This window comes from Enterococcus sp. 6D12_DIV0197, assembly GCF_002174385.1.
GTDB classification, from domain to species: Bacteria; Bacillota; Bacilli; order Lactobacillales; family Enterococcaceae; genus Enterococcus_D; species Enterococcus_D casseliflavus.
This window is the reverse complement of record NZ_NIBN01000001.1, coordinates 2,533,705-2,555,971: the sequence shown is the minus strand read 5'-3', so window position 1 is coordinate 2,555,971 and position 22,267 is coordinate 2,533,705. Positions and strand designations below refer to the sequence as shown.

Sequence of the window (22,267 nt, the reverse complement as noted above, 5' to 3'; positions counted from 1 at the left end):
ATATGAGATTTAGACTAGATTTTTTTTAGTTAAACCTGTATAATTGAAATCAAGCGAGGGAACAGGACTTGCTTGATTGAAAATTAAAAAGGAGAGATGCACGTTGTTGACACTATACACTTCCCCAAGTTGCACATCTTGTCGCAAAGCTCGTGCGTGGTTACAAGAGCACGAAATCCCTTTTGTTGAAAGAAATATTTTTTCAGAACCGTTAAATATTTCTGAGCTTAAGGCAATTCTACAGATGACAGAAGATGGCACAGAAGAAATTATTTCCACCAGATCCAAAGTATTCCAAAAGTTGAATATGGATCTAGATGACCTGCCCCTAAAAGATTTATTGACACTTGTTCAAGAAAACCCAGGATTATTGCGTCGTCCGATCATGATTGATGAAAAACGATTGCAAGTTGGGTTCAACGAAGATGAAATTCGTCGGTTCTTACCTAGGGATGTTCGCCAACTGGAACTAAGACAAGCGCAATTAATGGCAGGATTATAAATTTGACTTCATCGACTCGCTTTCTCTTTGAAAGTGAGTCTTTTTTTGAGTTTTTATGTTTTTCTTAAGAGGATATTCGTTTTCTCTTTACTTTTTATCAGGTTTCGATACAATGAACCTATAGTGAGTAGCAAAAGTGAGGTGTAGCTAATATGGAAATGGAACATATCAATGAGAACACCATTCGTGTATTGATCAAAAGTGAAGACTTAGCTGCGAGAGGCATCACTTTTCTTGACCTTCTAGGAAATCACAATGAAATTGAAAACTTCTTTTACAGTATTCTTGAAGAAGTTGATATTGACGAAGAATTTAAGGGCAGTGAAGCTGTAACTTTCCAAGTCTTGCCTAAAGGCGATGGGTTAGAATTGTTTATTAGCAAAAATCTTCCACCAGAAGGAATGGAAAATTTTGATGAGATGAACGATGAAGCGAATGAAGACATTACCGACATGTTGAAAAAGCATGTGGCGGCTCAATTACAAGAGTCGGAGCAAGCAGAAGACATCGGCAATCGTTTTGTATTCGAGTTGTTGCGATTCGAAGATATGATTCAATTGGCATCCGAAGTATATTTGGATTCCGTTGCAACCAATCTTTACCAAATGGGTAACCATTATTATATTGAAATTCGATTCATGGATGCAGAGGTTACTGATATTGAAGTGGAAAATGCACTTTCTTATTTGATGGAATTTGCCCAACGGACATCAGTGACGCCAGAGGTTTTATCTGAATATGGTCAGTTGATCATGGAAAACGATGCACTTGAATTGACTCGTTTCTACTTCAAGAATGATTAATGAATGAAATTCATTTCCAGCCAAGAACATGTTGCTAATGTTCTTGGCTTTTTCAATTGTGTTTGATGAAAATGGCGTATCTTTTATTGAGGTGAGTTAGATGCTGAAAGCATTGAACCAAAGAAAAGAAGTCATTGCAGCGAAAGGGAGAAAGAAAGCATCAGGTCCTTTTTATTGCCCAGGGTGTCACCAAGAAGTGACTTTGCGGCAAGGAACCAAACGACAGCCCCACTTTGCCCATCAAGCAACTGCTGATTGTCAGACTTACAGCGAAGGGGAGACGAAGGAACACTTGGAAGCCAAACAACTATTGTTTGAATGGTTTCAAGATACAGGGATTGAGATCGAAGCCTTTTTGCCTAAACTCCAACAGCGTCCTGACCTTTGTTATAAGAATATCGCCATTGAAGTACAGTGTTCTTCCCTCAAGTTTTCACGTTTTCTTGAAAGAACCAGCACGTATTTAGCAAACGGCTATCGACCATGGTGGATCTTAGGGGAGAAATTGCATCCGAAACGCCAATGGTCACTTTTGGCAAAAGCCTGCTGTAGTTATCAGGCAACTGGTTTTTGTTTGTGGCTGATTGATACGCAAAATCAATCCTTAATGAAGTTAGAACAAATCAACTGGCACTATCAAGAAGGAGTCAGCAGTCAACAAAGCGATGCTCGAAAAGGGGCGCCTTACAATAAAGAAACACTTCGCCCTTTGTGCAAAGGACAAAGATCAAACCATCACCGTCCTCCTGAGTGGCTTGCTGCAGACTATCAGGTGTGGTTGATACAAAAACTGCGAAAGAACCTGCCAAAAATCCGTGTGATCCAAGAAATATTGTATCCGTTAAAAGGCAATGTCTCCCAGCTGCCTATGTGGTGCTATTGTGCAAGTAGCTTTGGCATTTTATTTGAGCATCGAATATTGGTTTTTCGCTTTCTTTATTTAAGTGACTGTCCACTTCGTTTTGATCAATGGGTGGCACGACTGCGGCAGCTGGATTGGCAATGGCAATTCCCGTTACTGGATCAACGGGAAATTTTGCGCGGACTCTTTCAAGAATGCCAATATTTAGAAAATTCGGTTTCTTTTTAAGCCAATGATTTGGTTTCACTGAAAAGTATGATAAGATATTTTTAACCAATGAACAAGGAGTGAAGGGAATGTCAGAAACAAAACAATTACCAGCACGTAAATCGATTCCAGTCGAAAAAACGTGGGACTTAACGAAAATCTATGCCGATGATGCGGCTTTTGACATAGAATTTCAAGAGATCCAAGCACAAGTCAAAGAAGCAAGTCGTTACCAAGGCACTTTAGCCGATGGGCCGCAAGCCTTCTTATCCGCATTAGAATTTGTTTTAGCGCTTTCTCGTCGTTTAGAGAAACTCTATGTATACAGTCATTTGAAAAACGATCAAGATACTGCCAATACGACGTATCAAGGCTTGTATGCAAAAGCAAGTAACTTAGTTGCGCAAGTAAGTGAAGCCGTTGCTTGGTTTGATCCTGAGCTATTGACAATGTCTGATGAAACGATTTGGGACTATTTCGATCAAGAGCCGAAACTAGCTGTTTATCGTCATATGATCGAAAAAACCATCAACGAACGTCCACATGTCTTGCCAGCGGAGCAAGAAGCGTTATTAGCTGGTGCTGGCGAAATTTTTGGGGCACCTGGCAACATTTTTTCTGTTTTAAACAATGCTGATTTGGATTTTCCAGTAGTTGAAGATGAAAACGGGGAAAAAGTGCAGTTATCTCATGGTGTATACGGTGAGTTGATGGAAAGCACGGATCGGTCTGTCCGTGAAGCAGCCTTTAAAGGTCTTTATGGTGTCTATGAGCAATTCCGCAATACCTTTGCCCAAACATTAAGCACCAATATCAAAGCCCATAACTTTAAAGCAAAAGCCCGCAAATTTGATTCGGCACGGCAAGCCGCTTTGAGTGCCAACCACATTCCTGAAAGTGTCTACGATACATTAGTGGATGTCGTCAATCAGCACCTGCCATTGTTGCATCGTTATATGGCATTAAGAAAACGCCTGTTGGCTGTCGATACGTTGCATATGTATGATGTTTATACGCCGATTTTAGGGGAAGCACCCATTCGATATACCTATGAAGAAGCGGTCGAAAAAGCGAAAGAAGCGTTAAAACCATTAGGTGAAGAATACCTTGCGGTGGTTGAAGAAGCCTTCAGCAATCGGTGGATCGATGTCGTTGAAAACAAAGGCAAACGCAGTGGCGCGTATTCTTCTGGTGCCTATGATACGCTGCCATATATCCTGATGAACTGGAATGATCGATTGGATCAACTCTTTACTCTTGTTCATGAAATGGGACACAGTGTGCATAGTTACTTTACACGTAATAACCAGCCTTATGCCTATGGCGATTATTCGATTTTCTTAGCAGAAATCGCTTCAACCACCAATGAAAATATTTTGACAGAGTATATGCTGCAGACTGAAACAGATCCACGGGTCAAAGCTTATGTCTTGAATCATTTTCTTGATGGCTTCAAAGGAACGATTTTCCGTCAAACGCAATTTGCCGAGTTTGAACACTTCATGCACGTGGAAGATGCGAAAGGAACGCCGTTGACCAGTGAGTTCTTAAGCGAGAACTATGCCGAGTTAAATGCAAAATACTACGGACCTTCTGTTGAAAAAGATCCTGAGATTCGTCTTGAGTGGTCACGCATTCCGCATTTCTATTACAATTACTATGTTTACCAGTATTCAACCGGATTTTCGGCAGCTTCTGCTTTAGCGAAGAAAATCTTAGCAGGTGAACCAGATGCCTTAACCAACTATTTGAACTATTTGAAAGCTGGACGCAGTGATTATCCAATCGAAGTCATGAAAAAAGCGGGCGTCGATATGACAAAAGCAGATTATATTGAAGACGCGATGAAAGTATTTGAGCAACGCTTGAATGAATTGGAAGAACTCGTCAAAGAAATTGAAGCATAATTGAAAAGCGAACCAATCCGTAAAGGATTGGTTTGTTTTTTGTTTGTCCACAATAAAAAACGCTGCGCAGCGAGCCAAACACAAGATCATCGTTTGGCTCGCTGCACAGCGTCGCTATTGAATAGGGTTTCATAAAAGAATCAACCCGCGATCAATTTCATGAATAGTGGAAAGTTTTGGTGCTTTCAAAGACTGAGCTTTTTGCAAAAATGTATCGAGTTCTGTTGCTGTACCACAGACGAGCGGAAGACTTCTCAGTTCCTCTGATCCTTCTAAAAGGACCCCATATTCTTCTTCACTTGAAAAATCATACACCACAGCAGAGGGTGTGATCGTGATGCCCATATCTTTGGCTACACGCTGATCGGTGGCAAAGTTCTTTTTCACTAGCTCAGAGGATCGATCTTCTAGGAACATCTCTAAATCACCATTCGTTTCAGAAAATAATTCTTTCACTAAGGCATCGCTATATTCTTGTCTTTCGATCCCTATCCGTTGTTGCAGTTTCAACAAGAAATCCCGCGCAATTTTTTTCCCTTGCAACTGAGCGGCCTTATAGTCCAGTGATGCAGCATAGATTTGGTTGGTCTGTTCATTTCGCAAGACCAAATCCGTCTTATTCATGGACAAATAGTCCATTGAGACACCTACGGAAAACAAGTTAACGAAAGGTAGGATCTGCAAATGGATTTTTTTGCGGCTGGTGTTTAATTTATTGAGAATCTCTTTTTCGATATCATAACAAATAGGCCCAATCGGATTAATAAATAAAAACAGTTCGATCATTTGAATCTCTCCCCAATTAAGATTCTTTTGTACCTTGAAAAACAAAATAAGTATGTTTTATTAAATATAGCAAAAAAACGCGAAAAAAGTAAGCAAAAGGACAGCTTACTACGATTTTTCTTCAACGGCTCGGATGATCTTGTTTTTCGCTGGTCGGTAAGGAACGCCAAAGAGACGTAACAAGGAGTGAAAGGCATCTTTCCCTTTAATCGGTTCGTTGACTTCTAACTCCAACTCATAATCATGCTGTTGACCATACCAGCTTTCATCTAACGCGAGCAATCCTTCTTCAATCGGAAATTCCGCCCGTTTCGTTTTTAATGCTGCGATCATACGTAACGTGTCAGGCTCGATACCTGCCGCTCTTAGGCGCTGAGCAACGATACCCGTAGGTAGAATTTTTTCTGAAGCAATCAATAAAGCTGCGGACGTTTTCGTCAAAGGATCAGTCGTCTCTAATAACCCGTGCTCAATGGGGGTTTTTAGCGTTAATTCCGCATTGGTAGCAGTCGTGCGAATACGCAAGCCAAAGTGCTTTTCCCGCAGCTTATGATCTACCGTATCAAAATAGTAATTGGTTTGTATCTTAAATGCTTCTTCTGACAAATTGTAATAAGCAAGCAGCTGGTGGTATTCTTTTTCCGTCAACATCGTCTTGTATTCGATCTCTACTTGTTCGCCCATCGTTTCTCACTCTCTTTCTATTGCAACCATAGTGTACGCTGTTTCAGCTATTCCGTCAAAGAAACCAAACAAAGAAAAGCAGAGATGTTGGGGGAGAGACAAAAAATCTTTTGTTTCTGCTCTTCTGTTCATTCAGTTTTATTCCAAGAGTATGGTAGAATAAGAGGTATGTTATGAACAGAATCGAGGGAGAAGAATGATTCGAGATTGGGAAGAATTCTTAGCGCCTTATGAACAGGCGGTTTCAGAATTAAAAGTAAAATTAAGAGGCATACGAAAACAATATCGGGAACAAAACAAGCATGTTCCCATTGAATTTGTCACTGGGCGGGTCAAGCCAGTGGATAGCATTTTAACGAAAAGTAAATTACGTGGGATTGCTTTGGATCGGCTTGAAGAAGAGATGTCTGATATCGCTGGCTTGCGAATCATGTGTCAATTTGTGGAAGACATTCACCAAGTCGTTGAACTCTTACGAACACGCAAAGACATGAAAGTGATCATTGAACGGGACTATATCACCAGTAAAAAAGCCAGTGGCTACCGTTCGTATCATCTAGTGATCGAATATCCCGTTCAACTGATCGACGGGGAAAAAATTATTTTAGCTGAGATTCAAATTCGGACACTAGCGATGAATTTTTGGGCAACGATCGAACATTCACTAAACTACAAATACCAAGGGGAATTTCCCGCTGAAATCAGTGAACGGCTGCGTCGGTCGGCAGAAGCCGCCTATCAGCTAGATGAAGAAATGTCCAATATCCGTGAAGAGATCCAAGAGGCACAACGGTTATTTTCACATGGAAAAGGCAAGCGAGGCGGACATGATCAGAACCCGTTGCCAAAGGGGGAAACGGAATGAAAGGTATCCGCGTGGCAATCGTCCATAATCAAGAAAGCAAGTCGGTAGAAGTGACAAAGCGTTTAACTACGCTTTTAGAACAGTCAGAAAATAAGATCGATCAAGACAATCCTGAATTAGTGATTTCTGTTGGGGGAGATGGCACGCTCCTTTCTGCTTTTCACTTGTACAATCATAAGTTGGATCAAGTACAGTTTTTAGGCGTCCATACGGGTCATCTCGGCTTTTACACGGACTGGCGAGATTATGAATTGGAAGAACTAGTCGAGTCATTATGCAATGACCATCAAAAAAGCGTCAGCTATCCGTTATTAGATGTCCGTATCACGTATGCGAATGGAAAATCAGACAAGCATTTCCTAGCATTGAATGAATCAACGATCAAGCGCGGCAATCGAACGATGGTTGCCGATATTTCTATTAAAGAAGACCTCTTTGAAAAGTTTCGCGGCGATGGCTTATCGATCTCAACGCCCACTGGCTCCACTGCCTATAACAAGAGTGTTGGTGGGGCAGTCTTGCACCCAAGTATCAATGCCTTTCAATTGGCAGAGATTGCTTCGTTGAACAATCGTGTCTTTCGGACCCTTGGTTCGCCGATCGTCGTGGGTCACCATGAATGGGTCAAAGTACAACTGCAGCAAAGCACCGACTATTTAGTGACGATCGATCAGTTTACCATCGAACAAGAAGAAATCGATGCTATCTATTACCGTATTGCCGATGAACGGATTCATTTTGCGTCTTATCGGCATATGCATTTTTGGAATCGGGTCAAAGATTCCTTTATTGGAGAAGAATAAACCCATGGAATTTACGTATCACTATACTGGACAAGGACAGCAAGTCAAATACTTTTTGAAGGAACACGGGGTGTCCAAAGGACTGTTAGCAAAAATCAAATTTCAAGGCGGAAAGATATTTGTCAACGATCACGAGCAAAACGTCTTGTTTTCTTTGGCGCAAAATGATAGGGTAACTATTGTAATTCCTCCTGAAGGGGAACATGAGACGATGCTGGCTGACCCGACACCGATTGAGATCGTGTATGAAGATGCCCATCTGTTAGTCGTGAATAAGCCAGCAGGCATCTCATCGATCCCTGCGCAATATCATCCGACTGGCACGATGGCCAATCGCGTCAAGGCCTACTATCAAGCGCAGCACTATGAAGATCAAGTGATTCATGTAGTCACGCGGTTAGACCGTGACACATCAGGACTGATGCTTTTTGCAAAACATGGGTTTGCCCATGCGAAGCTGGATAGCCAGTTGCGAAAGAAGCAGGTCGTAAAAAAATATCAAGCCCTCGTTGCTGGTGAACTGCCCGCACTTTCTGCCCATGGTGAGATTGAGCTGCCGATTGCTAGAGACCTGACGTCACTATTGAAACGCAAGGTCAGTGACGAAGGAAAAGAAGCACGGACGGAGTATTGGCTAAAACAACGCAATTCAGATTGCGCTTTAGTTGATATTCAGTTACACACAGGCAGGACGCATCAAATAAGGGTCCATTTTTCTGCAATCGGTTGTCCTTTATTAGGAGACGAGATGTATGGCGGTACAATGGCTCTTGGGATCAAACGACAAGCATTACACTGCTGTCAGCTGCAATTTCAGCATCCCTTTACGAATGAACCGTTGGCTTTTAAGCTGCCCTTACCAGCAGACATGGCCGCTGTTTGCTCAGCCATGGATAGGCAATAACAAATGAGGTGAAGAGATTGGATGAAAATCAAGAATTAACTGAACGGTTTGATCAACTGAATCAAGCATTAAAAGACAATGATATCCAGGGATTTCGTGAGGCGTTCTTGGATCTGCATATCTACGAGCAGGGTCAGTTCTACCAATCTCTAGAAGCAGCCGATCGACAAATCGTCTATACGTATCTTTCCCCGAAAGAATTGGCAGACATGTTTGACGTCATTGAAGAAGATGATGAACACATGGTGGACTATCTTTCAGAGATGCGCCCTGCCTATGCGGCTGATATGTTGGCGCAAATGTATACCGATAATGCGGTTGACCTGCTGAATACTCTGGATAAAAAACAAACAGCAAAATATTTGAGTTTGATGACCGCTGAAGCTGCTAGCGAAATCAAAGAGCTGCTGCATTATGAAGATGAAACTGCTGGATCGCTGATGACTACCGAGTTTGTTTCCATTGTTGCCAACCAAACGGTTCGTTCAGCGATGTATGTCTTAAAAAATGCCGCAGATGTTGCCGAGACGATTTACTATATTTACGTCGTGGATACTGATAATAAGCTTGTGGGCGTTATTTCTTTAAGAGACTTGATCATCAATGATGAAGATACCATGATCGCTGATATTTTGAACGAGCGGGTGATGTCGGTCCATGTTGGAGATGACCAAGAGGATGTCGCTCAGACCTTCCGAGATTATGACTTTCTCGCATTGCCAGTCACCGATTATGACGATCACCTATTAGGGATCGTGACCGTCGATGATATCATCGACGTTATCGATGATGAAGCAGCCAGTGACTACTCTGGTTTGGCAGGGGTCAATGTGGAAGAAGTCAGTGAGAACCCGATCAAAGCGTCTTCGAGACGCTTGCCTTGGCTTATCACCTTACTCTTTCTCGGAATGGCCACCGCCAGTCTGATCAGTCATTATGAAGAGTTGGTCAGCGAAGCAAGTATTCTCGCTGTCTTTATCTCACTGATCACTGGGACCGCCGGTAATGCTGGTACCCAATCCTTAGCCGTAGCCGTTCGTCGTCTGGCGATCAATGACGACAAAGAAAACAGCTTTATGAAGACGGTTGTAGGTGAAGTGCTGACGGGACTGTTCACAGGTGCCATCACGGGGTTGACGATTTTTGCTATCGTAGCTGTCTGGAAACAAAATCCGATTCTAGGGTTTGTGATTGGGATGGCGATGATGTGTGCCATCACAGTAGCCAACTTAGCGGGAAGTTTGATCCCGATGCTGATGGACAAGCTGGGTTTTGATCCAGCAGTGGCAAGTGGTCCGTTTATCACGACCCTTAGCGATTTGACCAGTGTTTTGATCTACTTCAACATTGCCAGTCTTTTTATGAACTATTTTATTCAATGAACAAAAAAGAGCAAGCCGATGATTCTTCATTCAAAGGAAGATCATCGGCTTGCTCTTTAATTTTTTGGTTTTGGCAATACCCCAGAAGGAGAGACACCATAAAGTTTTTTAAAAGACTTGCTAAAGTGATAAGCATCCTGATAGCCCACAGCAGAGGCGACTTCTTTGATCGTGAGGTTTTCATTTTTTAACATGTCTTTGGCACGCTTTAAGCGAATCTCAATCAAGTAGTTGATAGGACTGACACCCGTCGCCTCTTTAAAAATCTTTGAAAGGTACGTCGGGCTGAGAAATTGATCCTGTGCGAGCTTCTCTAACGTGATTTCTTCTTTGTAATGATTTTCCAAGTAATAGACCGTATAGTTGACGATCTGTTGTTGTCGTCGTTGGCTTTTGGAAAGGTAAGGCACGACATTGATATGGTCTTCATTTAGTCCACGTAAAATGTAGACGAGCATCTCCATCAAAACAGCCTTTTGCATCAATTGAAACTCATCCCGCTCTTCACTGCTTTCTCTCACCAACTGCCAGGCTTTTTCCAAAACTTGATGATGGTATTTGCCTAGCTCCAACAAGGGGTGTTTGTTAGGGAAAAAATTCCGTTTAAAACCTTCCAAAGAAATATTTTTTAAACCAATATGCAGCTGATGGGAGCGAGTGCCCTTAGGCTGCAATTCGCAGTGATCGACGCCAGGATTGAAAAGCATGACGCTGCCAGCACGGATTTTTTTCGCTGGTTCTTTTTCAAAATAATAGGTACTTTCTCCTTCTAATAAGACGCTGATTTCTAAAAAGTCATGATGGTGCATTTCTCCATGACTTTCTGATTGTGTCCATGGGTCAAAGAGATAGATGATTTCTGGATTAAACGTGCGAGGGTTAACTAAATTCATGGCTGATTCACTCCAATTGGGTGCTTATTTCCTGTAAAAAAAGGGAATGGTGCTTCTTACTAATATTTTACATCAAAATGAGTAAGAAAAACCATTCAAATCGCTTTTCAAAACGCTAAGCTTAACAACGAGAGGGGGAATTAGATGAGTAATACACAATGGATCTGGCGCTATGCCAAAAAGAACCGGGGAAAAATCATATTGGCAGTCCTGTTTTTAGTGATCAATGCAGCGCTGATAATTGTTAATCCGTACTTGGGAGGAATGGTGATCGATGATGTCATCAATCAGCAAAAAACGCACTTATTGATTCCATTATTGTTGATCATGATCGCAACGACCGTCATTCGTACCATTGTCCGCTACAGTTATCAAATTTTATTTGAACGGGTCGGGCAAAATACGCTATACGATTTACGGGAAGATTTGTATCAGAAGCTGCAAGAATTGGATTTCGACTTTTTCAATCATACTCGTGTGGGAGATATTATGGCACGGATGACTGGTGATACCGATGCCATTCGCCACTTTGTTTCTTGGGTGACCTACAATATCGCTGAATGTATCTTGTGGTTCTTTTCAGCGGTGGTGGTTATGAGCTTTATTGATTGGAAATTGATGTTGGCGCTGGTGGCTGTCACACCGATCATATTTCTGTTGACCAATCGCATGTCTAAGAAAGCACACCCGTTGTTTTTTGACATTCGTGAGAGCTTTTCGCGCTTGAATTCAATGGTGGAAGAAAATATCGGCGGCAATCGGGTCGTAAAAGCCTTCGCTCGTGAAAATTTTGAGATTGAAAAATTTCGCTCCTACAACGAAGATTTTAAGACCCGCAACATGGCATCTGCCAAAGTTTCCCGTACCTATCTGCCATGGCTTGACGGCTTAGCAGGAAGCTTGTCAGTCATTGCCTTAGTCTTAGGCGGAATTTTCGTAATCAATGGGGACATGACCTTAGGAGATCTTGTTGCGTTTAATGGCTATCTTTGGATGTTGAATAATCCTATGCGCATGAGTGGTTGGTTGATCAACGATGTTCAGCGATTTTCTGCAGCCTGTATCAAAATTCGGCAAATGTTGGCGCAAGAATCGAAAATTCCTGTTCATCAACAAGAAAAATTAGAGCCAATCAAAGGATTTGTAGAGTTTAAAGATGTTTCCTTCCACTTTTCGGATGATCCGAATCAAAATGTGTTGGAAAACATCAACTTCAAAATTGGCCCTGGCCAAACGTTAGGGATCTTAGGGGAAACCGGTTCAGGGAAAACGACGTTAGTGAATTTAGTTGGACGCTTTTATGATCCGACTGAAGGGGAAGTATTGATTGATGGAAAAAACGCCAAAGAGTATCCCGTGCGTCAAATGCGGGAAAACATTTCAATGGTGATGCAAGATGTCTTCTTGTTTTCCAATACCATCTCCGACAACATTGCTTTTGGAAATCCTTTAGCTGATGAAGGCTTTATTCGGCAAATGGCGGTAGTCGCTGATGCAGATACCTTTATTTCTCGGATGCCTCAAGGCTATGAAACGATCGTGGGCGAGCGAGGTGTAGGGCTTTCTGGCGGACAAAAACAACGGATCTCCCTAGCACGGGCCTTAGCCAAAGATCCATCGATCTTGATTTTGGATGATACGACGTCTGCCGTCGATATGGAGACAGAATCGAAGATCCAACAGGAGCTGACAAAATTAACAGGAGAGAAAACGACGTTTATCATTGCGCATCGGATCTCCTCTGTTCGAGAAGCCGATCAGATTCTGATGATGGAAAAAGGACGAGTCGTTGAACAAGGGACCCATGAAGAACTTGTCAGTCTGCGGGGCAAATACTACGAAGTGTATCAAAAACAATTAGGCTTGTCAGGAGGTGAAGACGATGGCGAGAAATAAATTTGATGTGGATGAGGAATTAGACCAGGAATTTAGCTGGAAGGATTTCAAACGCTTGTCACAATATGTCGTTCCTTATAAAAGAAGTATTGCGAAAGTCCTATTTACGATCATTCTGGCAAACTTAGCAGGAATGCTGGCGCCCGTGTTCACAAAGATCGCGATCGATTCATCGATTCCTGAGAAAAATGTCAACCAATTGCTGCTTCTAGGAGCTGCCTTTCTAGTGACCTTGATCGTTATCGGCGTCTGCATGCGTTACCGTATCTACCATATCACGAATATTGGTCAAGACGTATTGAAGGATATGCGCTTTGATATTTTTGAACATCTGCAGCGACTGCCTTTTTCTTATTTTGATACAAGGCCCCACGGCAAGATCTTGATTCGCATCGTAAACTATATCAATACACTGAGTGACCTATTGAGCAACGGCCTGATCAATTTGATCTCGGATGTTTTCAACGTCATCATCACCTTGATCTTTATGTTTGCGATCGACTTCAAATTGACCTTGTATTCCCTTGCGTTGCTGCCAATTTTGTTCATCATGGTGATGGTGATCAAGAATAACCAGCGCAAAGCCTATCAGGTGTTGAGTAATAAACAATCCAATCTAAATGCTTACATTCATGAAAGTATTGCTGGTATCAAGATTACTCAATCCTTTGCGCGAGAAGAAGAAAATGCTGAGATCTTCCAAGAAGTCAGCAATGATTACCGGACTTCATGGATGAAAGCTGTCAAAATTCAGTTTCTGATGTGGCCAGGGGTGCAAAACATTTCAGTCATTACGACTTGTTTGATTTATTTTGTCGGCATTCGTCAGATCGGTGTCGATGTCAGCACAGGTACTCTGATCGCTTTTATCAGTTATATCAATAATTTCTGGAATCCAGTCATCAATATCGGGAATTTTTATAATTCTTTGATTACAGCAACAGCCTATCTTGAACGGATTTTTGAAACGATGGATGAAGTCCCAGATATCGAAGACAAACCTGATGCAAAAGTATTGCCGACGATGAAAGGGACCGTTGATTTTGAACACGTGACCTTCCGATACGAAGAAGGCAAAAACATTCTTTCTGATGTTAACTTCCACATTGAACCTGGGGAAAGTATTGCTTTGGTTGGTCCTACTGGTGCAGGGAAAACCACGATCATCAACTTGCTGAGCCGCTTTTATGATGTCAATGAAGGCAGTGTTAAAGTGGATGGGATGGACGTTCGTGACGTGACGCTGGAATCGCTGCGCTCACAAATGGGTGTCATGCTGCAAGATACCTTTATTTTCTCAGGAACGATCATAGAGAATATTCGTTATGGAAAATTAGATGCGACAGAAGAAGAGATCATCGAAGCAGCGAAGATCGTCCGTGCCCACGACTTTATCACGGAGTTGAAAGACGGCTATCAAACCGTCGTCGAAGAACGAGGAAGTACTTTATCTGCAGGGCAACGGCAACTGATTTCCTTTGCCCGAGCGTTGTTGGCTGATCCAAAAATTTTGATCTTAGATGAAGCGACCTCAAGTATCGATACGAAGACAGAAGAATTGCTGCAAGAAGGATTGTTGAAGCTGTTAGAAGGCAGAACCTCATTTATCATCGCTCACCGACTGTCCACGATCAAAAATTCTGATCGAATCTTTTACGTGGCAGGGGGGACAATCGCTGAATCGGGTAACCATGATCAGCTAATGGCACAAAAAGGCTTGTATCACCATTTGTATCAATCACAATACGACTTATTGCAAGCGATCTAAAAGAATCCCCACAAACGATAGAAACGCATCGTTTGTGGGGATTTCTTTGTGTCCTTCAAGCTCAATCGTTAAGGTCAACGATTCTGGTTCCATGAACTTCTTTTACACCTAGTGTATCGGCAACTTCTTGGGCATTTTCAAAGGAAATGCCACCGCCAGGTAAAATCGTTAAACGCTCACCAGCATAGGCGATCAATTCTTTCAGACGATCGAAATTTGCTTCGATTGGAGTGCCTGCAGCACCACCATGGGTCAAAATCCGCTGTACCCCATGCTCAGCTAACCAATCGATCGCCTTGAATTGGCGCGCTGCAGGAATCGCGTCGAATGCCATGTGAAAAGTAACCTGCAAGCCTTCTGCGGTTTCTAACAGTAGCTCCAATGCTTCTTCGTCCAACCAGCCGCTAGGTGTTAAGCAACCTAGAACAACGCCGTCTGTTCCTAATTTTTTTGCTTCGATCAAGTCGGTATGCATGATTTTCAATTCTGTATCATTGTAAACAAAATCACCGCCCCGAGGTCGAATGATCGTCATAACGGGTATTCCTTTTTCGCCAGCATATTGCAGAACTTCTTCTTGCACGCCGGTACTTGGTGTTGTTCCGCCGACTGCTAAATTATCACAGAGTTCGATGCGCTTTGCACCTCGGGCGATTGCTAAGGGAATATTGGTATAGTTTTCTGCACAAAATTCTTTTAACATGATTTACCTCCATTTGATGGGTGTTCAATTGATTTGTTATTCTATCCACTAGCATTCTACCACAAGAATATGCTAAAGTAGAGCAGAGATGAGGGAAGTTGAATGTTAAAAAAAATCGATCGCGGGCGCCTATTTTTAAACGCCCATTATCACTTGTTTGAATGTCCATTGTGCCGCCAAGCATTTTTCCCGACCGAAAATGGCTTGGTTTGTCCAAATCGTCATCGATTTGACTTATCAAAGAAAGGCACACTTTTCTTTTTGGATCATCAAGTCAAAGCAGATTATGATCAAGCACTGTTTTTGCCGCGTCAACGAATGATCGCTAGCGGCATGTATGCACCAGTCCTTGAGACCATCAAAGCAGCTTTGGGAGATGCTAAGCATCTTTTAGATATTGGCTGCGGGGAAGGCAGTTTTCTGGCTCAGCTGGTCAATGAAAAGACTCAGGCGGCTGTCGGCTTTGATATTGCCAAGGACGGAGTCTATCTAGCAACCAATCAAAACGTACCAGCTTTTTGGTGTGTGGCGGATCTGACCAACCTGCCGTTTGCTGAAGCGAGCTTTGATACGATTTTCAATCTATTTTCGCCGTCAAATTATGGGGAGTTTAACCGCATTCTAAGAAAAGGCGGACAGCTGATCAAAGTGGTTCCTGCGGCGGACTATTTAAAAGAACTACGAGCCGCTTTTTATCCTGATAACGAAACAAAACAGCAGTATTCGAATGAACGGGTCGTTAGCAAATTTTTTGAACACTATCCCAACGCATCCCGTCAAAGAGTGACGCATGTTTTTGCGATCCCTGAAGAAAATCGTCAAGATTTACTTGCCATGTCCCCGTTAGAGTGGGGGGCTTCGGAGGAACGCAAAGAAAAGCTGCGACAAACCCCTTTGACACAGATTACGGTTGATGTTGAGGTGTTGATTGCGAAAATTTCCTGAAAATATTTTGAACTTTTTTGTTATTTACTCTTGCAATCATGCCATGGGAGTGATATATTGTTCTCAAGTCATTTTTCATTGGTTTTTATCAGGTTCCTGTTCTGATAAAAGTTAGTGAAAAGAGCTTCACTAACGTAACGACTCGCAGTGATCGACACCGAGTTGGTACGTTTTTTTTATGCCCAAAAAAGCGCCCAAAAAATGTTGTTTCTAGAAAAACAAGCGTGCCAAAATATGGTACTATAGAAGTTATTGAAGTAGTTACTGAGCATGCAATGGAAAACGTAACGTTTAACGACACAAATCAATGCGAGAACCGATCGGCAGTAACCGATCGAAAGGAGTTTTTATCTATGAATCACATCGTTCTTTTTGAACCTCAGATCCCAGCCAATACGGGGAATATTGCACGGACGTGTGCAGCAACAAATACTCATTTACACTTAATCGAGCCTTTAGGCTTTTCAACGGATGACAAGCAATTGAAGCGTGCTGGGCTTGATTATTGGCACGATGTCAATATTACCTATCATAAAGATTTAGCTGCTTTTATGGACTTTTTAGGAACGCGTCCGTTGTACCTGATCTCGAAATTTGCCAATCGCGTGTATTCTGATGTCGATTACACCGCAGATGACGATCAGTTCTTCATTTTTGGGAAAGAAACGACGGGGCTTCCAGAAAGTTTTATGCGTGAGCATGCCGAAAAATGCTTGCGGATCCCTATGAATGATGAGCACGTTCGTTCCCTTAATTTATCAAATACGGCGGCCTTGATCATTTATGAAGTTTTGCGGCAGCAAGGATTTCCGCAGTTGGAATTGACGCATCATTACGAGAACGACAAATTAGACTAAGAAGCGAGGCTTTTTCGATGCAATTATACTTTACCCGTCACGGAAAAACAGAGTGGAACCAAGCACGCCGCTTTCAAGGAATGCTGGGGGATTCGCCGTTATTGCCAGAAAGTTATGATGAGATCAAATTACTCGGTGATTATCTGGCAGCTATTCCTTTTGAGAAGATTTACTCAAGTACATCTTTGCGAGCAAAAGTGACTGCTCAAGAGATCCAAGCAAGACTCCAACACCCTGTTGAAATCATTTATAATGAGAACCTGCGAGAAATCGGACTCGGTGAATTGGAAGGTCGGTCCATCGATGAAATGCATGAGAAGTATCCCCAACAACTGACTGATTTGCGTAATCACCTGGATCGTTACGATCCCAGTGCCTTTAAAGGTGAGCCGATCCAAGAAACATTGAGCCGAATCGAGACCGTCGTCATGGATGCGGTGATGCAGCATGAAGGCCCATTATTGTTCGTCGGTCATGGAGCATCCTTTACGGCTGCTATACAGTGGCTTGCAGGCAAACCATTAGCCGAATTAAGAGAGCAAGGTGGATTAGTCAATAACAGCGTTAGCTTATTAGAGACGAATGAACAAAAAGTATTGCCTTTTGAACTAAAAGTTTGGAATGAAGCAAGCTTTTTAAGCAATCAGGCAGGATTAGACGCTTTATTGTAAACTATGAAAGGAGCGGCACCATGATTCCAGAAAGAACGTTTTTTGTCGGCCATGTTGCCGCCATCTTTTTCCAGAATCCCAGCAATTTTTATAAAGTACTATTAGTTAAAGTCACTGAGAATAATGCCGACTACAAAGACTCGGAGATCGTCGTTACTGGTAGTTTCGGCGAAATCCAAGAAGAGGAAAAGTATCGGTTTTTTGGTGAGCTGGTCAATCATCCCAAGTATGGCGTCCAGTTGAAGGCCGAAAGCTACCAACAAGAACAACCGACCTCTGAACAAGGGTTGATCGCCTATCTTTCTGGAGAAAAATTTCCTGGGATCGGTAAGAAGACCGCTGAAAAAATCGTTGATCTTTTAGGAGAAGAAGCGATCGACCGGATGCTGGAAGAACCAACATTGTTGGAGCAGATTCCAGGATTGAATGAAAGTAAGCAAAAAATGATTTTAGATACCGTTCGGCAAAATCATGGGATGGATCAAGTGATCGTTGGCTTGAGCCGTTATGGTTTTGGTAGTCAGCTTTCTTTTGCAATCTACCAAGCCTACAAAAATGAAGCATTAGCAATTATCGAAGAAAATCCTTACCAGCTGGTGGAAGACATTGAAGGCATTGGCTTTAAACGCGCAGATGGCATCGCTGAGCAGCTAGGGATCGAAGCTTCGTCACCGCAACGGTTTCGAGCCGCAGTCTTGCATCAGATCTTTGCCCAATCCTTGCAGACGGGTAATACCTTTATCCACGCCCAGGACTTGTTAGAGCAGACACTGCGTTTATTAGAGACGAGTCGACCTATTGAGATCGCGCCAGACGACCTGGCATCAACGATCATTCAATTAGTGGAAGAAGGAAAAATCCAGCAAGAAGAAACTCGTTTATATGAAAACAGTTTGTACTTTTCTGAGTGGGGAATCGCTAGTTCCATCGAACGCTTGCTTTCCCGCAAAAAAGAGATCGTGTATCCTGAGAAAAAAATCAGCAAAACGCTGCGAAAAATTGAGAAGCATTTAGGCATCACCTATGGGTCTTCGCAAGAAGAAGCAATCAAAGAAGCCATTCGTTCACCATTGTTTATTTTGACAGGAGGACCTGGTACTGGGAAAACGACGGTGATCAATGGGATCGTACAATTGTTTGCTGAATTGAACGATTTGGACTTAGAACCATCAAAATACAGCGACGAAACCTTTCCGATTCTCTTGGCAGCACCGACTGGTCGAGCCGCCAAACGAATGAACGAAACGACTGGCTTGCCAAGTGGTACGATCCATCGTTTGTTAGGCTTGAACGGACGTGAAAAAGCGCCATCGATCAGTCCAAAAGAATTAGAAGGCGGCTTACTGATCGTCGATGAGATGTCTATGGTGGATACATGGCTGGCGAATACCCTCTTTAAGTCGATTCCTACGAATATGCAAGTGATTTTTGTGGGGGATAAAGATCAGCTTCCTTCTGTGGGACCAGGGCAAGTCCTTCATGACTTGCTAGCGATCGATGCGATCCCGAAACAAGAATTGACGGAAATCTATCGTCAAGGCGATGGGTCAAGTATTATTCCACTCGCCCATGCCATAAAAAACGGGCAGCTGCCTGCTGATTTTACACAAAACCAAAAAGATCGTTCTTTCTTTGCGTGTGAAGCTTACAAAATCGAACCGTTGATCGCTCAAATCGTGAAACGGGCAAAAGACAAAGGCTACACGCCGCAAGATATTCAAGTGTTGGCACCGATGTATCGTGGGGCAGCGGGTATCGATGCCCTTAATAAAATGATGCAAGAGATTTTTAACCCCAATGATGGGACCAAAAAAGAGGTGACCTTCAATGATACGGTGTATCGTATCGGCGATAAGGTCTTGCAGTTGGTAAACTCTCCTGAAGATAACGTGTTTAATGGCGATATGGGGCAAATCGTTGGAATCACTCTAGCCAAACAGTCGGAAGACAAGATCGACGAGCTGGTCATTCAATTTGATGCCAACGAAGTAACCTATAAGCGGAATGAATGGAACAAGATCACGTTATCCTACTGTTGTTCGATCCATAAATCTCAAGGCAGTGAATTTCAAATGGTCATTTTGCCGATGGTTCATCAATACCAACGCATGCTGCAGCGCAATTTGCTATATACTGCTGTGACCCGCAGCAAAGAGATGCTGATTTTACTTGGTGAACCACAAGCGTACCAAACTTGTGTCAACCACGAATCTGCGACTCGTTTAACGACGCTGAAAGAACGCATCAATGGCACAGAAAAAATGACGCCATTGCAACGAGCAAAATTGGCCCAATTTGAAGAAGCGGATGATCCATTTTATGATGATTCCTCTGTTGACACGAAAGTAAAAACGTCTTCGACGAAGATAAAGGAGCAATCCAGCACTGAAGTTAGTGCTAACAAGCAAGCGGTAGAAAAGACCTCAGATAGTGGGCTTGATTTGTTTGCTTTTGCCGAGACGGAGCCGTCAGCATCAAATCAGACAGAAACGGCAAAGCCTCTGTCAGGGGATAAGGTTCTAAGTGAAGGGACCACGGGGGAAGAAGCACTCATCGAAGAAACGCCAAACGATGGTGTATTGACTTTAACGATGGTCAAAAAGCATTTAGTGGATCCAATGATTGGCATGAAGGATTGTTCTCCATACGACTTTATGCCCACAAAAAATGGATGATTCAAAGATGAGAAAATACTAAAAAAGGGTCGTTAGTGAGCGCTTTCTTTTGGTTTTTTAGCTTCTTATGCTAAGCTAAAATCAAAAGGAGGCGTTACGTTATGGCGAAAGAAACCGAAGATAAATTAGCAAAATTAGCAAAAGAATCTGGCAACGACTTTAAAAAGTTAGATGAGATGGAAAAAGAATTCAAATTGGATGAAAGTCCTGAGTCAGAACGAGGCGATCGGGAAGAATCTGGCTTAGAAAAAACGTTAGATAAGGCACCGATTTTTCCGCCTAACACACCGAATAATCCAACGAATCCTGGCAGTCCTGGAAATCCATAGCTTGTCCACCAAAAAACTACGACAGTCGGATATTCGAATAGAAAACAAAAAGCCTGAAGAATGCAGCTTCGCATTCTTCAGGCTTTTTTGCAATCGATGAGGTTTACTGTAAATGCTGATAATAATAGATCGCTAATTGCGTGCGATCCCGCAACTCCAGCTTTTCTAGTAATTGACTGATGTAATTACGAATGGTTCCATCACTTAGATACAAGGCATCGGCGATTTCTTTATTGTTTTTACCCGCTGCTACTTCTTTAATGATCGCAAGTTCACGTTCGCTAAAAGTTGCTTGATTATCTATCGCTGGTTGGTTCTTCATCATTTGCGTGAAGGTCTCGACGATCTCATTCCCAAACACGACTTGCCCATTGTATGCGGCTTTGACAGAAGGGATGATCGCTTGCAGGTTCTGTTTGATCAAATATCCTTTGACACCGATAGAAAAGGCTTCACGAATGTATTCTTGATCTTTGAAGGTGGTCAAAAGCAAGAGGATCGCTTGCGGAAATTTAGCCAGTATTTCTTTGGCAGCAGCGATCCCAGTTTGTTCCGGCATACGGATGTCGGTTAACAAAACGTCAGGACGATGGGCTTCGTAAAGAGCAATGGCGTCTTTGGCACAATGACCGATACCCAACACCTGAATCTCTTCTGTGCTTTCAAGAATGGTTTGTAACGAGGTCGTCACAAACGGGTCATCATCAATAATGACTACAGTAATCATTGGTGTTCCTCCTTTGGTAAAATGATCGTCAACTGAAAGCGTTGGTTTTCTTGCAAAATATGAACTTGACCTTGCAGCTCCTGGACCCGTTGACGCATCGTTTTCAGACCGATTCCGCTGTTTGCAGTTTGGGGTGAATTGACGTCCTCGTTGGTGATTTGCAAACGGTAAAAGGCGGGCAGCGTGCGAAAATGCACGACAACGGTTTTGGCATGACTGTGTTTGATGCTGTTGGTCAAGGCTTCTTTGATGACCATTAAGAAACAGTTTTGCTGTGCTTCGCTCAATCCTTCAAACAAGTTTCCTTCAATCGTTACGGAAGAAGGAAAATCAGCAATCAGAAACTCTATGGCTTGCGGAAAAGAAATCGATGTTTCATGGAGGTCATGAACGCTTTGCCGAATGCGATCCATCCCAGTGTGAACCGTTGCACTCAAATTTGCTAACGGCTCATTTAATTTCGGCTCTTGATTGATCATTTCAAGCGCACCAATTTGTAAAATGGCACTCGAAAGTAGATGACCGACATTGTCATGGATATCTCGCGCGATTCGATTTCGTTCTTCCGCGATTTGTAAGGCTAATTTTGTCTCTTGTGACAGGGCTAATGCTTTGTTTTGTTCCGATAACTGCTGTTGCTTTTCCCAATGGGTATCTTTTGAAGCAATATATTTTTTCTCAAGATCGATCATTCGCTGCTCTTTTTTTCGTAAATAAAAAGCGAAAAGCAGTAGCAGGATGATAAAGGCGAGCTCAGTGGGTGAATGGTTGCCAACCGTCGAAATCAATAAAAAACCTAATAGGAATAAACCATCATCTTGTCTTTCTTTTGGAGCGATCACCCGCATCATTGCGGGCAAAAAGAGGGCAAGCGCTGGCCAAAAGGCACATAGCAGCAACAGAATAACTTGAAAAAACCAGCTTGGTTTCTTAGGCAGCAAATAACTGACGCCAGTAAATAAAACAGCGATCAGCAGATAGATGACTTGCACAGCAACAAATCCTTGGTTTACCAATAAGAACAATGAGATAGCGAGGAAAAAGCCCGCTTCGGTGAGTGGTCGATAGTTCGTCATAGGAGACTCCTTCATTGTGACA

General features: G+C 42.6%; 21 protein-coding genes. 15 read left to right on the top strand and 6 right to left on the bottom strand.

Annotated elements, in window-relative coordinates; translation table 11 throughout:
• Positions 1-103: 103 nt before the first annotated feature.
• The 4 genes from spxA (at position 104) to pepF (ending at position 4,281) form a co-directional block, all read left to right on the top strand.
• A complete protein-coding gene (gene spxA / locus A5867_RS11890; protein ID WP_003127030.1) occupies positions 104-502 on the top strand; it encodes a transcriptional regulator SpxA in 399 nt (132 codons plus the stop codon).
• A 152-nt stretch (positions 503-654) separates the two neighbouring features.
• Positions 655-1,305, top strand: coding sequence for an adaptor protein MecA (locus tag A5867_RS11885; protein WP_005229698.1), 651 nt, complete (start codon positions 655-657; stop codon positions 1,303-1,305).
• A gap of 100 nt (positions 1,306-1,405) precedes the next feature.
• A complete protein-coding gene (locus tag A5867_RS11880) occupies positions 1,406-2,395 on the top strand; it encodes a competence protein CoiA family protein (protein ID WP_087627685.1) in 990 nt (329 codons plus the stop codon).
• A gap of 68 nt (positions 2,396-2,463) precedes the next feature.
• A complete protein-coding gene (gene pepF / locus A5867_RS11875; RefSeq protein WP_087627684.1) occupies positions 2,464-4,281 on the top strand; it encodes an oligoendopeptidase F in 1,818 nt (605 codons plus the stop codon).
• 129 nt (positions 4,282-4,410) lie between these two features.
• Here the strand turns inward: pepF and A5867_RS11870 are convergent, their stop codons facing one another.
• Positions 4,411-5,067, bottom strand: coding sequence for a ClpXP adapter SpxH family protein (locus tag A5867_RS11870; RefSeq protein WP_005229705.1), 657 nt, complete (start codon positions 5,065-5,067; stop codon positions 4,411-4,413).
• Positions 5,068-5,175: 108 nt separating this feature from the next.
• Positions 5,176-5,751, bottom strand: coding sequence for a CYTH domain-containing protein (locus A5867_RS11865; protein WP_087627683.1), 576 nt, complete (start codon positions 5,749-5,751; stop codon positions 5,176-5,178).
• Between the two features lie 196 nt (positions 5,752-5,947).
• Here A5867_RS11865 and A5867_RS11860 point away from each other — a divergent pair, with 196 nt between their 5' ends.
• From A5867_RS11860 to mgtE, 4 genes are read left to right on the top strand one after another with little or no spacing between them, the layout of a single operon-like run.
• Positions 5,948-6,616 carry a GTP pyrophosphokinase family protein gene (locus A5867_RS11860; RefSeq protein ID WP_087627682.1) on the top strand — a complete coding sequence of 223 codons (669 nt, stop codon included), beginning with the start codon at positions 5,948-5,950 and terminating at the stop codon, positions 6,614-6,616.
• Positions 6,617-6,621: 5 nt separating this feature from the next.
• Positions 6,622-7,419 carry an NAD kinase gene (locus A5867_RS11855; protein WP_026008090.1) on the top strand — a complete coding sequence of 266 codons (798 nt, stop codon included), beginning with the start codon at positions 6,622-6,624 and terminating at the stop codon, positions 7,417-7,419.
• A gap of 4 nt (positions 7,420-7,423) precedes the next feature.
• The gene (locus tag A5867_RS11850) at positions 7,424-8,323 is read left to right on the top strand and encodes an RluA family pseudouridine synthase (RefSeq protein WP_087627681.1); all 900 of its coding nucleotides are present in this window, start codon (positions 7,424-7,426) and stop codon (positions 8,321-8,323) included.
• Between the two features lie 17 nt (positions 8,324-8,340).
• Entirely contained in the window at positions 8,341-9,705 is a 1,365-nt protein-coding gene (gene mgtE, locus A5867_RS11845) for a magnesium transporter (protein ID WP_010749430.1), read from the top strand.
• Positions 9,706-9,761: 56 nt separating this feature from the next.
• Here the strand turns inward: mgtE and A5867_RS11840 are convergent, their stop codons facing one another.
• Positions 9,762-10,598: an AraC family transcriptional regulator gene (locus A5867_RS11840; RefSeq protein WP_010749431.1), complete on the bottom strand. Its 837-nt coding sequence runs from the start codon at positions 10,596-10,598 to the stop codon at positions 9,762-9,764.
• A 144-nt stretch (positions 10,599-10,742) separates the two neighbouring features.
• Between A5867_RS11840 and A5867_RS11835 the strand changes: the two genes are divergently transcribed.
• Entirely contained in the window at positions 10,743-12,494 is a 1,752-nt protein-coding gene (locus A5867_RS11835) for an ABC transporter ATP-binding protein (protein ID WP_060792245.1), read from the top strand.
• Positions 12,481-14,262, top strand: coding sequence for an ABC transporter ATP-binding protein (locus A5867_RS11830; RefSeq protein ID WP_016610838.1), 1,782 nt, complete (start codon positions 12,481-12,483; stop codon positions 14,260-14,262). Before A5867_RS11835 ends, A5867_RS11830 begins: the two co-directional genes overlap by 14 nt.
• 61 nt (positions 14,263-14,323) lie before the next feature.
• Here the strand turns inward: A5867_RS11830 and A5867_RS11825 are convergent, their stop codons facing one another.
• On the bottom strand, positions 14,324-14,965 hold the full coding sequence (locus tag A5867_RS11825; RefSeq protein ID WP_015509972.1) for a copper homeostasis protein CutC: 642 nt from the start codon (positions 14,963-14,965) through the stop codon (positions 14,324-14,326).
• Positions 14,966-15,067: 102 nt separating this feature from the next.
• On the opposite strand from A5867_RS11825, the gene A5867_RS11820 reads away from it, so the two are divergent.
• The 5 genes from A5867_RS11820 (at position 15,068) to A5867_RS11800 (ending at position 20,442) form a co-directional block, all read left to right on the top strand.
• The gene (locus A5867_RS11820) at positions 15,068-15,910 is read left to right on the top strand and encodes a methyltransferase domain-containing protein (protein WP_087627680.1); all 843 of its coding nucleotides are present in this window, start codon (positions 15,068-15,070) and stop codon (positions 15,908-15,910) included.
• A gap of 353 nt (positions 15,911-16,263) precedes the next feature.
• Complete coding sequence (gene trmL, locus A5867_RS11815; RefSeq protein ID WP_087627679.1) at positions 16,264-16,767, top strand: tRNA (uridine(34)/cytosine(34)/5-carboxymethylaminomethyluridine(34)-2'-O)-methyltransferase TrmL; 504 nt, start codon at positions 16,264-16,266, stop codon at positions 16,765-16,767.
• A gap of 17 nt (positions 16,768-16,784) precedes the next feature.
• The gene (locus A5867_RS11810) at positions 16,785-17,438 is read left to right on the top strand and encodes a histidine phosphatase family protein (RefSeq protein WP_015509969.1); all 654 of its coding nucleotides are present in this window, start codon (positions 16,785-16,787) and stop codon (positions 17,436-17,438) included.
• A 20-nt stretch (positions 17,439-17,458) separates the two neighbouring features.
• Positions 17,459-20,113, top strand: a complete 2,655-nt coding sequence (locus tag A5867_RS11805) for an ATP-dependent RecD-like DNA helicase (RefSeq protein WP_087627678.1) — start codon at positions 17,459-17,461, stop codon at positions 20,111-20,113.
• A gap of 101 nt (positions 20,114-20,214) precedes the next feature.
• Positions 20,215-20,442, top strand: coding sequence for a hypothetical protein (locus tag A5867_RS11800; RefSeq protein ID WP_005229738.1), 228 nt, complete (start codon positions 20,215-20,217; stop codon positions 20,440-20,442).
• Between the two features lie 103 nt (positions 20,443-20,545).
• Here the strand turns inward: A5867_RS11800 and A5867_RS11795 are convergent, their stop codons facing one another.
• Together A5867_RS11795 and A5867_RS11790 are read right to left on the bottom strand one after the other, a co-directional pair.
• Positions 20,546-21,169: a response regulator transcription factor gene (locus A5867_RS11795; protein WP_087627677.1), complete on the bottom strand. Its 624-nt coding sequence runs from the start codon at positions 21,167-21,169 to the stop codon at positions 20,546-20,548.
• On the bottom strand, positions 21,166-22,245 hold the full coding sequence (locus A5867_RS11790; protein ID WP_087627676.1) for a histidine kinase: 1,080 nt from the start codon (positions 22,243-22,245) through the stop codon (positions 21,166-21,168). The genes A5867_RS11795 and A5867_RS11790 overlap by 4 nt, the downstream gene beginning before the upstream one ends.
• Positions 22,246-22,267 lie beyond the last annotated feature (22 nt).